Source organism: Ruegeria sp. YS9 (assembly GCF_024628725.1).
Lineage (GTDB): Bacteria > Pseudomonadota > Alphaproteobacteria > Rhodobacterales > Rhodobacteraceae > Ruegeria > Ruegeria atlantica_C.
In genome coordinates this window covers 49125-62500 of sequence record NZ_CP102409.1, presented here as the reverse complement: position 1 = coordinate 62500, position 13376 = coordinate 49125, and the positions used below count along the sequence as shown (strand labels likewise).

The following is a 13376-nucleotide window of genomic DNA, read 5'->3' as shown; positions in this document are numbered from 1 at the left end:
GCCAAGATAAAACAGCCAGGGCGCGGGCAACGCCCCCAGCAGATATATCGCCCATACCGGAATACGGCGGAGTGTCTGGTTAATCGACTGCATGATTCTAATAGTTCTTGGCCAGATCCATGCCCTCGTAAAGACTGGCGACCTCTTGTTCATAGCCGTTGAACATCAGGGTCGGCTTACGTGACGCGAAAAGCCCGCCCCCGATCTCGCGTTCGGAAGCCTGAGACCAGCGTGGATGGTCCACGTTGGGATTCACATTGCTGTAGAACCCGTATTCGCGTGGATTGGACATGTTCCAGCTGGTGGGCGGTTCATCCTTGGTGAGCGTGATCCGAACGATCGACTTGATCGATTTGAAGCCGTATTTCCAAGGAACGACCAGACGCAAAGGCGCGCCGTTCTGGTTGGGAATCGGGCGGTCGTAAATTCCGGTTGCCATGATCGTCAGAGGGTGCATCGCCTCGTCCAGGCGCAGGCCCTCTCGGTACGGCCAATCAAGAACGGGATACCGCGTTCCCGGCATCTCGTCCGGGCGATAGGCCGTCTCAAAAGCCACATATTTCGCACCGTCTTGCACGCCCGCCATATTGAGAAGGTCGGCCAGCTCAAATCCGTTCCACGGAATTACCATCGACCAAGCCTCAACACAGCGGAAGCGGTATATCCGCTTCTCTATCGTCATCTCTGACAGGATGGCCTGAAAATCATAGTCACCGGGACGGTCGACCAGACCGTCAATCGTGACGCTCCAGGGTTCGGTCACCAGCGTATGAGCATATTTCGCCGGGTCATCTTTTCCGGTCCCGAACTCATAGTAGTTGTTGTACGTGGTGATCTCTTCCCACGTGTTCGGCTCCAACCCATCCTGTGCTGCCGCCGGTTTGGCCATCGCAGTCAGGCCGACACCTGCCAGCCCGGCCATAACCTGCCTCCGGTTGAGAAACGCCGCCCGGGGGGTGACGTCGGCATGTGTCAAAGTGTTGGTCCAGCGATGCGCCATATGGGTCTCCGTCATGTGCAACAGTCAGTGGTGACGTAGTGCGCTGATAGCACAGAGCCACGGAAACAGGCGTAACGATTGAGCGACGTGATTGTAACGTTCCGGTGTGACTGAGCATTCGAGTAACGTTTTCAGCACCGGAAACCATAGACCCGAGAACTTTTGGAGCCCGGCGGAAAACCGCGGTTTTCGTGGATTACCGTCAGAACACGGGCACAAAACTTTACAACTGCGGGCGCAAGGCTGCACTCTGTCATACGGGCGCCACGCCAAGCCGAACGCGAGGCAAGGCTGCGATTGCAGCCTTTTGGCCGCAATGGGAGGAAGAAAAATGTGTGATATCTGCGTAATGAATGCCGTCAAAGACAAGATGCTGTCTCGTCGCGGGTTCTTCAAAGCTGCCGCCGCTTCGGGTGTTGCAGCAGCCGCAACCGGGGCCGTCGCGCCGGCAGCATTGGCGGTCGGGCATGGCGGTGTCGAGGATATGACCCATACGCTGAGCCCGGATTTCCCGACATGGGGCGGCGAACCCGGCATTTCCGCCGAGCAAGCATTCAACTTTGCTGATCACGGCTTCAATCTGTTCAACCTGTCAATCAACGAACATACGGGCACGCATATCGATGCGCCGCTTCACTTCTCGGCGGATGGGACGTCGGTTGATGAAATCCCCGTCACGGATCTGGTCGCCCCCTTATGCGTCGTGGACATCGCCGCCCGAGCGGCCGAAGACGCTGACACGCGTGTCACCCCGGACGATCTGAAAGCCTGGATTGCGGCCAATGGCGATATCCCTGATGGTGCCTGCGTGGCGATGCACTCCGGATGGGCAGGCAAAACCGCCACGGATGAGTTCCGCAATTTCGACGGCGAAGCGCAGCATTACCCGGGCTTCCACGTTGAAGCCGCGCAGATGCTGATGGAAGAGACCGGAGCGCGATCAATTGCCGTCGATACCCTGTCTCTTGATCACGGCATGTCCGCAGATTTCGCGACGCATTACGCGTGGTTGCCGTCAGGCCGGTTCGGGATCGAATGTCTGGCTGGGCTGGATCGCGTGCCTGCGTCGGGTGCAACGCTGGTGATCGGCGCACCCAAGCACCAAGGGGGCACCGGCGGGCCGGCCCGGATCTTTGCGTTGATCTGACGAATGCCCGGGCGGCTGACCAACGCCCGCCCGGCCATTTTTTCGGCAGGGCCAAAACTCCGCCACAGTTGCAGACCAAGACTTCGTGCATTCTTGATCTGTTCGGGACACCCTGCCTCCATGTTGCTCAGACCACTTGTTGTTTCTCTGTCTTTGCTGTGCGGACCGGCATTGGCTGATGTTCAATCGTGCAAAAAGCTGTTTGAGCGCGCGCCGCAGGTCCTGAGCGATCTGAACCAGATCGGGTCGGAAGTTTATGAAGACAGCCATCCGGGCCTCGGCTATTCCGCCACTTTTGCAGACCCGTCCTCCAAGATCACGGTTTTCTTCTATGACCATCAGCAAAGGGACGTTTCATCCGAAATGGCCCTTGAAAGCTTTAGACAAGCTGCACGCGATATCGCTGCAATAGCTGCGCGGCGCGGGGCCGAGCTTGGTGAAATCAACGCCTATCAGTTGCGTGATCCGTCGCAGGTGTTGCCGTATCGGGCCGAGGCCAAAGCATCAGATGGCCTGTCCGAACTTCTGGCAGTCGGCGTCGTGGACAATTGTATTGTGAAGCTGAGGTTCACGGCCCAGTTTCCAATGGAGAAAGCGCAGGTCTGGATGAAGGTCCTGAGTGATTATCTGAACAAAGGCTATGGAAAGCCGACATGAAAAAGGCCCGCCAAAAAAGCGGGCCTTTCAGTTCACGGTGTCAGATCAATGCACCACGGCATCGTCCGGGCGGGGTCGCTCGGAAGTTCCCAAACGATCACCGATGATCAAACCATCCGGCCCGGCGGTGACCGGAACGACGTCACCATCCTTGATTTCCCCGGCCAGCAGAGCTTCGGCCAACGGGTTCTGCAAGGCGCGCTGGATGACGCGTTTCAGCGGACGGGCACCGAAGACCGGGTCATAGCCTTCATTGGCCAGCCATTCCTTGGCGGTATCGTCCAGTACCAAGTCGATCTTGCGCGCGGCCAGGCGTTTGAGAAGACGACCCAGCTGGATGTCAACAATCGCAGCCATATCCGACCGTTTCAGCCGGTCGAAGATGATCGTTTCGTCCAGACGGTTCAGGAATTCGGGCCGGAAATGGGCTCGAACGGCATCCATCACGTCATGCTTGGCCTGCGCACTATCGGCACCCTCAGGCAATTGGCTGAGCGCCTGAGACCCGAGGTTCGACGTCAGGATGATCAGCGTCTGCTTGAAGTCCACGGTGCGGCCCTGACCATCGGTCAGAACGCCATCGTCCAGAACCTGCAACAGCACGTTGAACACATCCGGGTGCGCCTTTTCGACCTCGTCGAACAGCACGACCTGATAGGGCCTGCGCCGCACGGCTTCGGTCAGCACACCGCCTTCGTCATAGCCGACATAACCCGGAGGGGCACCGATCAGACGGGCAACCGCGTGTTTCTCCATGAATTCCGACATGTCGATCCGCACCATCGCGTTTTCATCGTCGAACAGATATTCGGCGACGGCTTTGGTCAGCTCGGTCTTACCGACACCGGTTGGCCCAAGGAACAGGAACGAACCCAGCGGCCGCCCTTCATCATTCAGACCGGCGCGGGCCCGGCGCACGGCGTTGGCCACAGCTGTAACGGCCTCGTCCTGGCCGACCACGCGGGCGTGCAGCGCTTCTTCCATGCGCAGCAGCTTGTCGCGTTCGCCTTCGAGCATTTTTGCGGTCGGGATGCCCGTCCAGCGTTCGACAACGCTGGCGATCTGTTCCGGACGCACCGTTTCCTCGGCCATCATGGCGTTGCTTTCGGCATTCTCGGCCTCGGACAGCTTTTTCTCAAGCTCGGGGATGATGCCATAGGACAGCTCACCCGCCTTGGCGAGGTTGCCTTCGCGCTTGGCGATTTCCAGATCAGCCCGCGCCTTGTCGAGCTGTTCCTTCAACTCCCGCGCGCCCGCCAGCTTGTCGCGTTCGGCCTGCCACTGCGCGGTCATCTCGGCGGATTTTTCCTGAAGTTCGGCAAGATCCTTCTGCAAGGTTTCCAGGCGATCCCTCGATGCCGCATCGTCTTCCCGCTTCAACGCCTCTTCCTCGATCTGCATCTGAAGGATCTGACGATCCAACTGGTCCAGTTCTTCAGGCTTGGAGTCCACCTCCATGCGCAGACGCGCGGCCGCCTCGTCGACAAGGTCGATGGCCTTGTCCGGCAGGAAGCGGTCGGTGATATAGCGGTGCGACAGGGTCGCGGCCGATACCAACGCCGAATCCGAAATACGGACTCCGTGGTGCAGCTCGTACTTCTCTTTGATACCGCGCAGAATGCTGATCGTGTCCTCGACCGTCGGTTCCTGAACCATCACCGGCTGGAACCGGCGCGCAAGGGCCGCGTCTTTTTCGACGTATTTGCGGTACTCGTCCAACGTGGTCGCGCCGATACAATGCAGCTCACCCCGAGCAAGCGCAGGCTTGATCAGGTTGGCAGCATCCATGGCACCGTCGGATTTACCCGCGCCAACCAGCGTGTGCATCTCGTCGATGAACAGGATGATCTCACCGGCGGCCTCGGTGACCTCGGTCAGAACGGCCTTGAGGCGTTCTTCGAATTCACCACGGTATTTCGCACCGGCAATCAGCGCACCCATGTCGAGCGCAAGCAGCTTCTTGTCCTTCAGCGATTCCGGTACGTCGCCGTTGACGATGCGCAGGGCCATGCCCTCGGCAATCGCGGTTTTACCGACGCCGGGTTCACCGATCAGAACCGGGTTGTTCTTGGTGCGGCGCGACAGGACCTGCATCGCGCGGCGGATTTCCTCGTCGCGGCCGATGATCGGGTCGATCTTGCCTTCGCGCGCGGCCTCGGTCAGGTCGCGGGCATATTTCTTGAGCGCGTCATAGCCCTCTTCCGCCGTTGCGGTGTCAGCAGTGCGCCCCTTGCGGATGTCGTTGATGGCTTCGTTGAGTTTTTGCGCAGATACCGCACCCGCCTCCAGCGCCTCTTTGGCCTTGGATTTGACCATGCACAGCGCCATCAACACGCGTTCGACCGGCACAAAGCTATCGCCCGCCTTGGTGGCGATCTTTTCAGCCTCGTCCAGAACCTTGGCCGTCTGGCCGTCCATGTAAATCTGGCCGGCATCACCGCTGACTTTCGGGATCTTGCCCATAGCTGCGTCAAGCGCCTCGACCACGCGGTTCGGCGCGCCGCCCGCGCGTGTGATCAGATTGCTTGCCAGCCCCTGATCGTCATCCATCAATGCTTTGAGTATATGAGTGGGCTCCAGCCTCTGGTGCCCCTCGCGCAGCGCAACGGTCTGCGCCGCCTGCACGAACCCCCGTGCCCGTTCAGTGAACTTGTTCAAGTCCATGGTATTCTCCTTTTCCAAGCACCCGGTGGATTTGCGCCCGCTTGGCAGCACGCAGTGGTCCGGGCCTTGACCTCAATCTGGGAAACTTCTCCGCCGCTTCAAGAGGCTAGAGAGTGAAAAAACGCCTCAACCACGCGGAATCGTATAGACGGTGTAGCCCCCGGTTTCGGCCACCTGCTGGGCGTCGTTCGTCTCGACCAGCGACTGCGCGGCGGCGCTGCCCGTGGGGCAGGATACAAGGTCGGCGGTGTGGTCAAGGAAATTGACTGTAAAGGCGGTTTCTCCGGTCAACTGGCACCAGTCATCCTCGGACCGATAACCGCCTACGAGGTAAAGGTCGTCATTGGTGGGGGCCGGAGCGGCACCGGTTTCGGGTGCGGTCGGCGGCGTGTCGGTGCAGGCCGCTATGGCCGCTGCCGCAGCCAGCGGAATGAGGTGCTTCATAGTCTGTCCCCTTGGTGCAATTCCGATTCAGAATGGCCGCACCATAGCACAGTTGAGACAGTGCGGGGAAACCATGTCCCCCGGCCTCGGGTCTCAATCGCCTTCGATCTGCCGGATCAGTTGTTGCGCCTCGTCATCGCCCTGCTCGGCCGCGAGGCGAAGAAACCTCAGCGCTTCTTCGACATCGCCGATTTCATAGAGCAACCGGCCGAATTTGCGCTGCGATTTCACATCGCCGAGCTTTGCGGCCCTGCCCCAGAACAACAGGGCCGCTTCCGTGTCCTGGGGCACACCGTCCCGCCCTTGATAGGTCAAAGACCCGAGATTGTGCAGCGTCACGACATTGTTCTGCTTGGCCGCCTGGAAATAATAATCCAGCGCCTGTTCGATGTCCTTGGAGTAGCCGATCTCGTAGATATAGCCCAGACGCGCCGCGGCATCGGCGCTGCCGTTTCGGGCCGCCATCTTCAGATAGTCGACCGCGCGCTGCATATCGCGCGTGACATGCGTGCCTTCGCGATAGATTACGCCTAGGTGCAGCAGAGACGGCTCATATCCGAAGAACGCGGCCTTTTGATAATAGTACAGCGCCTTGTCGATGTCGGGCGCAACACCTTTCCCGTTTTCGTAGCCATACGCGACGTTGTGCATCCCCATCGGCAGACCGGTTTCGGCAGCCGCCATGTACCAGGCAAACGCGGTCTCGGCGTCCTCGGGAACGATCTCGCCATCATTATAGAGCGAGGCGAGCGTGTTCATCGCCAGCCCGCTGCCCTCCATCGCGGCCAGTTCCGAAAACTCGAGCGCCATTTCCAGCTTGCCACCCTTCATCAGAGCCCGGCCGAACGCGGCCACGACCTCGGCATCGACATCCTGGTCTTTCAACAGCAGATCGGCGCAGATCGCCATCGCATTCTCGGCGTCCATGTCGGCCCATTTCACCCCGTCGAAGTAAGGCGACTGGCCCGGGGCGGCGGCAGCCATCAGGCAGTCATACTCTCCGTCCGAAAAGTCGGGTTCTTGCGGCGGATCATCGGGGGCGGGTTCCGGCCGGGGGCGCAGGTCGGAGACCCGCAGGCGCCGTTGTGGTTCCTTGGGGGCGTCGGCCTTTGCCGGCGCAGGGGCCTCCCCGATCAACCCCACCAGCAGGTCGCGCGCCAACTGCGAATAGATCGGGCAATCGGCGTAGATCTGTGCAAAACTCTCGATGGCCGTCGCCGACCCGCTGTCCTTGACGTCCGCCCAGACCAGTCGGGCCTCGCCGCAATCCGTCTCACCGGCCCAGACCGCGCCCGCCCCGGCCAAAACAGCCGCCGAGGCCACCACACCCAACCGTATCATCCCGTATTTTCCTGCGTCTTTTCTTGTCTCAATGCGCCACACGCTCTACAGAAGCGCCGATCCCGTCAAGCCTGAAAGGTCGAACCAATGCCCCAAACCGCCGATGACCGCCTGATCGTCGCCCTCGACGTCCCCAACGCACTGGAAGGGCTGAAGCTGGCCGAGACGCTGGGCGACGCCGTTTCGTTCTACAAGATCGGCCTGGGCATGCTGACAGGCGGCGGGCTGGCACTGGCCAATGAACTCAAGCAGGAACACGGCAAGCGCATCTTTCTGGACATGAAGCTGTTCGACATCGGCAACACGGTCGAGAATGCCGTACGAGGGTTGGCGCAGTTCGATCTGGATTTCCTGACCGTGCATGGCGACCCGCATGTGGTGCGTGCTGCCAAGGAAGGCGCAGCAGGCAAGGATCTGAAGATCCTGGCGGTGACCATCCTGACCTCGCTGAACCGCGACGATCTGGATGCCGGCATGATGAAGGCCGGTGACGTTCAGGACATGGTGGTGGAACGCGCCGCCCACGCCTTCGAGGCCGGGGCCGACGGCGTGATCGCCAGCCCGCAGGAGGCCGCCCTGATCCGCGCCCTGCCCCAGGCGACGGGCCGACTGATCGTAACCCCCGGCGTGCGTCCGGCAGGCGCGGCCCTGGGCGATCAAAAACGTGTGGCCACACCGGCCAGCGCCATCCAGGACGGAGCGGATCATATCGTAGTTGGCCGCCCCATTTATCAGGCCGAAGATCCTAAATCCGCGGCCGCAGCCGTTTTGACCGAGCTAAATTCTCTGAAAACGTGATGAGCAGGGCCATCGTTTCAGCAGGGATTCATGCTGAAATACCGCCACAACAGCTTGACCTTACGTCAATTTTTCGCGAATCCGCGCCAAATCGTCCCTGTGCCAGAAAACACACATTCAAAAAGCGAGTTTTTCAAAAGCGCGCTTTACCCTATCTCAGCCCGAAAATCTTGGCGATTCTTAAGGGGATTTACTCCCCAACGAACCTATTCTTCCTGAGGTTCGTTACTTCCCCCCCGCGAAGCGCGGGGGGTTCTTTTCTCTGAATGATCTTTGATCGATATCACTGGATGATATAAAGGACCCCCAAGACAACTGCGGAACACACGAGGACGCAGATGCCCGGTCTTTGCCGAGATTGCCTGACCCATTTGACAAACGAACGGCGCTGCACGGCCTGCGGCAGCCCCAGGATAAAGTCTCATCCCGAACTCTTTGACCTGTCCATCGCTCATATGGATTGCGATGCTTTTTATGCTTCGGTGGAAAAGCGGGACAATCCGGAACTGGCAGACAAGCCTGTCATCATCGGCGGCGGCAAACGCGGCGTCGTTTCCACGGCATGCTACGTGGCCCGAATTCGCGGAGTGCGATCCGCCATGCCCATGTTCAAAGCGCTGCAATTATGCCCCGATGCCGTCGTGATCAAACCACGCATGTCCGTGTATGCCCAGGTGTCACGGGACATCCGCGCCATGATGGACGAACTGACACCGGTGGTCGAACCCCTGTCCCTGGACGAAGCTTTCATGGACCTGTCCGGCACCGAACGCCTGCACGGAGCCCCCCCGGCCGCCATGTTGGCGCGCCTCGTCAAACGCATGAAAGATGAACTGGGTGTGACCGGATCCATCGGGCTGAGTCACAACAAGTTTCTGGCCAAGGTTGCCTCGGATCTCGACAAGCCCCGCGGGTTTTCGGTGATTGGCAAGGCCGAGACGGCAGAGTTTCTGAATGACAAACCCGTACGGTTGATCTGGGGGATTGGCCCCGCCGCGCAGGAATCGCTGGACCGTGCGGGGATTCGAACCTTCAACGACTTGCTGCGTTGGGATCAGGAGGCTTTGACTGCGCGTTTCGGCTCGATGGGGTATCGCCTGTGGCATTTGGCTCGAGGGCAAGACAAAAGGCGCGTTTCAGCCCATGAACCAATGAAATCCATCAGCAATGAGACCACATTTTTCGAGGACACCGCCAATATTGAGGTTCTGGACGGACATTTGTGGCGCATGGCCCTGAAGGTCTCGGACCGGGCCAAGGCCAAGGATCTGGCTGGCCGGGTCGTTACGCTGAAGCTGAAGAAAGCCAACCACAAAGTTCTGACACGGCGCGTGTCATTGCGGGACGCAACGCAGATCGCGGACAGGATTTATCGCACCGCAAAAGGGCTTTTCGATCAGGTGGGGGATCAGGGGCCGTACCGCCTGTTGGGGTGTGGGCTGTCTGACTTGTGCCCGGCGGATCAGGCTGACATTTCCGGCGACCTGCTTGACCCCGACGCGGTCCGCAGATCACAGGCCGAGCGCGCCACCGACCAAATCCGCCAGAGGTTCGGCCCGGAAGCAATCGTGAAGGGCCGCGCTTTGCGCTAGCTTCATTCCGCCGCCAGACGGAGAGGTTTTGAACCGATTTTGGATATGTCGCGCACCACCTGTCGGAGGAGTTTCGAAAACGTCATGAAATTGGCGTTCGGCGCAATCTTTTCTTCATCCATGTACAAGGCCCGGTCGATTTCAATCTGGATCGCGTGTTGCTGGCGGGTGGGTCGGCCGTAAGTCTGCGTCACATAGGCCCCGGCAAACGGGGCATTGCGCACCACATTCAGACCTGCCGCAGCAAACGCCGATTCGATGAGGTCCACGATTTCGGGCGAGGCCGAAGCACCGAACCGATCACCCAGCACGATCTCGGGCCGTTTGTTTCGGGTCGTACCGGCCATGGCGACCGCCTCATGCGGCATCGAGTGGCAATCCACCAGTATGGCCTGGCCGAATTTCTCATGTGATTCGGCCAGAAGGGATTTCAACCGTGCATGATAGGGTCGCCAGTAGGTGTCGATACGCAGCCGCGCCTCGTCCATGGTCAGCTTGCCGCTGTAGATTGCTCGTCCATTGGCCACAACGCGGGGAATCACACCCAGCCCTGATGCGACCCTGGGGTTGTGCCCATGCCTGCGGGCACCGCTGATCAACGCCGGGTCCAGTTCGTCCAGACTGCGATTCAGGTCCAGATAGGCGCGCGGCATGGTCGCTTTGATCAAAGGCGCGCCATTCTCGGCTGCTGCCGCAAACAATTGATCGACAAATGCGTCTTCCGAGGATCGAATCACACTTTGGTTCAGAACGGACCGCTTCAGAAACGCTTCGGGATAATTCCGCCCGCTATGCGGAGATGAAAAAACCACGCATGAACTGCGGTTTTCCGGCATATCCAATACAAAGGCTGCGTTCTGCATGATCCCTCCATCTTCGCAATCAACATAGACCGGAAAATAGTTCTGCCAAACCCCTTGAACCCTTTTGCGACTCCTTTTATAGACCCCTCCACCGGCGCGGGGTTCCGCGCCCCATTTCGTTATGGGGCTGATCACGCAAAGGGAAAGTGGGCGGTTAGCTCAGCGGTAGAGCACTTCGTTGACATCGAAGGGGTCACAAGTTCGATCCTTGTACCGCCCACCATGTTTTCACTGTTCCGGAGATCCGGGACACCCGAGTAACCCAGGCGCTGGCCACGTCCTTGATGAAGGCGCCGCAGATTGGAGACAGACCATGAAGGTCAAGAACTCGCTCCGCTCGCTCAAGAATCGGCACCGCGACTGCCGTGTTGTGCGTCGCAAAGGCCGCGTCTACGTTATCAACAAGACGCAGCGCAAGTTCAAAGCTCGCCAAGGCTGAGAACGGCGAAACACCGCTTCAAAGAGCCGCGCCTTCGGGCGCGGTTTTTTTTGTGCCTACCCGGCCCCGCGGCCCCACTTGCGCATCGCCCGCAGCAGCCAGATGATGCAACAGACCGCCATCGCGTAGGGGACTGAAACGAACAGGGCGAACCCTGCCTTTATCGGCCAGCCGACACCCAATCGTTCGGGGGAAAAGACCATGCGCTCGGCCTGGTCCCGCAAATGTGGCGCAACACCGCGCATCCGCTCATCGGTCGTGAAACCGTCAAGATCCACACCCATTGCAAGCAACTCCAGATCAAGCGCGTAGTCGCGCCACCACGAAAACAGGATGGTCAGACCGACGACGACCACGAAGCTCCAGGTGAACCCGGACGGAAAGCCGGGCTGTTTGACGCAAATCCAGACCGGCCCCGCGACCAGCCCGAGAAGCAACAGCAGCGTCACGGCATCCAGCAATACTTCGACCAATTCGACAGCCCTTCCTTCATTTGCACCCAACCGACCCGACACCTGCGCGCTTGCCGGTTTCCGACGGCGCCCTACCAACTGACCCCGACATCGTTAACAAATGATACGGCCCCTGCTGCCTCTGCGGCATTTTTACCAAGTATTTTTGTCAGATTTCCTTGCATCCCGCTCGAATTCCTTTAATTGAGCAAATCAGTCGGGAAATTCCCGCTCATGAGAATCGACAACCGGGACATACACAGATGAAAACCACCCGCTTTATCGCCGCCGCCCTGTCGGCCCTGATCGCCGGATCGGCCGCCGCCGAAGGCGAACTGAACCTTTATTCGTCGCGCCACTATGACACCGACGAACGCCTCTACACCGATTTCGAAGAAGCGACCGGAATCAAGATCAACCGGATCGAAGGCAAGGCGGATGAATTGATCGCGCGTATGGAAGCCGAAGGCGCGAACTCTCCGGCAGACGTCATGCTGACGGTCGACACGTCTCGCCTGGCGCGTGCCAAAGATGCCGGCATTCTGCAAGCAATCGACAGCGAAACCCTGGAAGAGCGCATCCCCGCCAACCTTCAGGACGAAGACAACCAGTGGTTCGGCTTTTCACAGCGCGGTCGGATCATCTTTTACAACAAGGAAAACGTTGCCAATCCGCCGGCCACTTACGCGGACCTGGCCAAGCCGGAATACAAGGGCCTGATCTGCATCCGGTCCTCGACCAACACCTACAACCAGACCCTGCTCGCTTCGATCATCACACATGAAGGCGCCGAAGCTGCAAAATCCTGGGCCGAAGGCGTTGTCGCCAACATGGCCCGAGACCCGCAGGGCGGTGACACCGACCAGTTGCGTGGCATCGTTTCGGGTGAATGCGATATCGCTGTGTCGAACACCTACTACTATGCGCGGGCCATCCGCAAAGACGTCAAAGGTCTTTCCTCTGACCTCGACAAGATCGGCTGGGTCTTCCCCAATCAGGACAGCTATGGTGCGCATATGAACCTGTCGGGCGGTGGCGTCGCGGCACATGCGCCGAACAAGGAAAACGCAATCCTGTTCCTGGAGTATCTGGCAAGCGATCAGGCGCAGAAGTACTTCTCGGCGGGCAATGACGAATTCCCGGCAGTACAGAGTGTTGAACTGGCGGAATCGGTAAAGGCACTGGGTGAGTTCAAAGCTGACGACGTGAACCTGTCTGAGGTCGCAAAGAACATCCCGGAAGCACAGAAAATCTTCAACGAAGTCGGCTGGAAGTAATCCGCCACATCGTCAGAGGCTTACGAAGGGTGCGGAGTTTCCGCGCCCTTTTTTATTTACTCAGCCATATTTATTTTGTACTTTTCCCGTAAATGAAAACTCCTCTCGTTTGTGATCCATGCTCGACAACCTCTCAAACCGCCTTGCCGTCCGTTTGAACGATCTCCGCCACGGGCGCGGATGGTCGCTGGATCAACTGGCCGCCCACAGCGGAATCAGCCGCGCCACACTGTCCCGCATGGAGAAAGGAGAGGTCAGCCCCACCGCTGAGAATCTTGGCCGCCTCTGTGCCGCTTATGGCCTGCCGATGTCCCGGCTTTTGATGATGGTCGAAGACAGCTTTGACCCCAAAGTGCCGTTTGAACGCCAGACCGAATGGCGCGATCCCGAAACTGGCTTTACCCGCCGTGCAGTTTCACCCCCTGCAAACGGCCTGAACGCCGAGGTCGTGGAATGCCACCTGCCGCGCGACACGGTCATCACTTACGAGGCGCCGCCCAAGTCCGGGCAGGAACACCATCTGGTCCTGATCGACGGCGCACTGACACTGACTGTTGACGGAACACCCCATGCGCTGAGCGCCGGAGATTGCCTGCGCTATCACCTGTCGGGCCCGACCCGGTTCGAAACCGGCGCATCTCGCGGTGCGCGTTATCTCTTGGTGCTGATATGATCTCGCGTCTGACCGATCCCGATTTCAGC

The 13376-nt window shown here is 59.4% G+C and carries 14 protein-coding genes and 1 tRNA gene (1 of these 15 only partly in view); 8 read left to right on the top strand and 7 right to left on the bottom strand.

Annotation, left to right across the window (positions count from 1 at the left end):
• Both msrQ and msrP read right to left on the bottom strand, forming a co-directional pair.
• On the bottom strand, positions 1-93 hold the beginning of the coding sequence (msrQ, locus tag NOR97_RS00280; RefSeq protein WP_170347367.1) for a protein-methionine-sulfoxide reductase heme-binding subunit MsrQ. The gene continues 522 nt to the left of window position 1, outside the view; the window shows 93 of its 615 coding nt (coding positions 1-93); the start codon lies at positions 91-93; its stop codon lies beyond the left edge, outside the window.
• Positions 94-97: 4 nt separating this feature from the next.
• Positions 98-1000, bottom strand: a complete 903-nt coding sequence (msrP, locus tag NOR97_RS00275; protein ID WP_257600893.1) for a protein-methionine-sulfoxide reductase catalytic subunit MsrP — start codon at positions 998-1000, stop codon at positions 98-100.
• Positions 1001-1331: 331 nt separating this feature from the next.
• Between msrP and NOR97_RS00270 the strand changes: the two genes are divergently transcribed.
• Positions 1332-2147 carry a cyclase family protein gene (locus NOR97_RS00270; protein ID WP_257599876.1) on the top strand — a complete coding sequence of 272 codons (816 nt, stop codon included), beginning with the start codon at positions 1332-1334 and terminating at the stop codon, positions 2145-2147.
• Between the two features lie 171 nt (positions 2148-2318).
• On the top strand, positions 2319-2804 hold the full coding sequence (locus NOR97_RS00265; RefSeq protein ID WP_257599875.1) for a hypothetical protein: 486 nt from the start codon (positions 2319-2321) through the stop codon (positions 2802-2804).
• Positions 2805-2849: 45 nt separating this feature from the next.
• Here NOR97_RS00265 and clpB read toward each other — a convergent pair whose 3' ends face one another.
• From clpB to NOR97_RS00250, 3 genes are all read right to left on the bottom strand, one after another.
• Positions 2850-5468, bottom strand: coding sequence for an ATP-dependent chaperone ClpB (gene clpB, locus NOR97_RS00260; RefSeq protein WP_257599874.1), 2619 nt, complete (start codon positions 5466-5468; stop codon positions 2850-2852).
• A 126-nt stretch (positions 5469-5594) separates the two neighbouring features.
• On the bottom strand, positions 5595-5912 hold the full coding sequence (locus NOR97_RS00255; protein WP_170347371.1) for a hypothetical protein: 318 nt from the start codon (positions 5910-5912) through the stop codon (positions 5595-5597).
• A gap of 93 nt (positions 5913-6005) precedes the next feature.
• Entirely contained in the window at positions 6006-7253 is a 1248-nt protein-coding gene (locus NOR97_RS00250; RefSeq protein ID WP_257599873.1) for a tetratricopeptide repeat protein, read from the bottom strand.
• Positions 7254-7340: 87 nt separating this feature from the next.
• Between NOR97_RS00250 and pyrF the strand changes: the two genes are divergently transcribed.
• Both pyrF and NOR97_RS00240 read left to right on the top strand, forming a co-directional pair.
• Positions 7341-8051: an orotidine-5'-phosphate decarboxylase gene (pyrF, locus tag NOR97_RS00245; protein WP_170347373.1), complete on the top strand. Its 711-nt coding sequence runs from the start codon at positions 7341-7343 to the stop codon at positions 8049-8051.
• A 338-nt stretch (positions 8052-8389) separates the two neighbouring features.
• Positions 8390-9643, top strand: coding sequence for a DNA polymerase IV (locus NOR97_RS00240; protein WP_257599872.1), 1254 nt, complete (start codon positions 8390-8392; stop codon positions 9641-9643).
• A 2-nt stretch (positions 9644-9645) separates the two neighbouring features.
• Here the strand turns inward: NOR97_RS00240 and NOR97_RS00235 are convergent, their stop codons facing one another.
• A complete protein-coding gene (locus tag NOR97_RS00235; protein ID WP_257599871.1) occupies positions 9646-10506 on the bottom strand; it encodes an N-formylglutamate amidohydrolase in 861 nt (286 codons plus the stop codon).
• Positions 10507-10654: 148 nt separating this feature from the next.
• Here NOR97_RS00235 and NOR97_RS00230 point away from each other — a divergent pair.
• Positions 10655-10729, top strand: a tRNA-Val gene (locus NOR97_RS00230).
• Positions 10730-10819: 90 nt separating this feature from the next.
• Positions 10820-10945: a type B 50S ribosomal protein L36 gene (gene ykgO / locus NOR97_RS00225; protein ID WP_005648635.1), complete on the top strand. Its 126-nt coding sequence runs from the start codon at positions 10820-10822 to the stop codon at positions 10943-10945.
• Positions 10946-11001: 56 nt separating this feature from the next.
• Here the strand turns inward: ykgO and NOR97_RS00220 are convergent, their stop codons facing one another.
• Positions 11002-11418, bottom strand: a complete 417-nt coding sequence (locus NOR97_RS00220) for a hypothetical protein (protein ID WP_257599870.1) — start codon at positions 11416-11418, stop codon at positions 11002-11004.
• A gap of 242 nt (positions 11419-11660) precedes the next feature.
• On the opposite strand from NOR97_RS00220, the gene NOR97_RS00215 reads away from it, so the two are divergent.
• Positions 11661-12674, top strand: coding sequence for a Fe(3+) ABC transporter substrate-binding protein (locus NOR97_RS00215; protein ID WP_257599869.1), 1014 nt, complete (start codon positions 11661-11663; stop codon positions 12672-12674).
• Between the two features lie 118 nt (positions 12675-12792).
• A complete protein-coding gene (locus NOR97_RS00210; protein WP_257599868.1) occupies positions 12793-13347 on the top strand; it encodes a helix-turn-helix domain-containing protein in 555 nt (184 codons plus the stop codon).
• Positions 13348-13376: the final 29 nt, after the last annotated feature.

Excerpts from the sequence above, each read along its gene's own strand:
- NOR97_RS00250 (WP_257599873.1), bottom strand. The coding sequence starts at position 7,253 with ATGATACGGTTGGGTGTGGTGGCCTCGGCGGCTGTTTTGGCCGGGGCG.
- NOR97_RS00215 (WP_257599869.1), top strand. The coding sequence starts at position 11,661 with ATGAAAACCACCCGCTTTATCGCCGCCGCCCTGTCGGCCCTGATCGCC.
- pyrF (WP_170347373.1), top strand. The coding sequence starts at position 7,341 with ATGCCCCAAACCGCCGATGACCGCCTGATCGTCGCCCTCGACGTCCCC.
- NOR97_RS00270 (WP_257599876.1), top strand. The coding sequence starts at position 1,332 with ATGTGTGATATCTGCGTAATGAATGCCGTCAAAGACAAGATGCTGTCT.
- msrP (WP_257600893.1), bottom strand. The coding sequence starts at position 1,000 with ATGGCGCATCGCTGGACCAACACTTTGACACATGCCGACGTCACCCCC.
- NOR97_RS00235 (WP_257599871.1), bottom strand. The coding sequence starts at position 10,506 with ATGCAGAACGCAGCCTTTGTATTGGATATGCCGGAAAACCGCAGTTCA.
- ykgO (WP_005648635.1), top strand. The coding sequence starts at position 10,820 with ATGAAGGTCAAGAACTCGCTCCGCTCGCTCAAGAATCGGCACCGCGAC.
- NOR97_RS00255 (WP_170347371.1), bottom strand. The coding sequence starts at position 5,912 with ATGAAGCACCTCATTCCGCTGGCTGCGGCAGCGGCCATAGCGGCCTGC.
- NOR97_RS00210 (WP_257599868.1), top strand. The coding sequence starts at position 12,793 with ATGCTCGACAACCTCTCAAACCGCCTTGCCGTCCGTTTGAACGATCTC.
- clpB (WP_257599874.1), bottom strand. The coding sequence starts at position 5,468 with ATGGACTTGAACAAGTTCACTGAACGGGCACGGGGGTTCGTGCAGGCG.
- NOR97_RS00240 (WP_257599872.1), top strand. The coding sequence starts at position 8,390 with ATGCCCGGTCTTTGCCGAGATTGCCTGACCCATTTGACAAACGAACGG.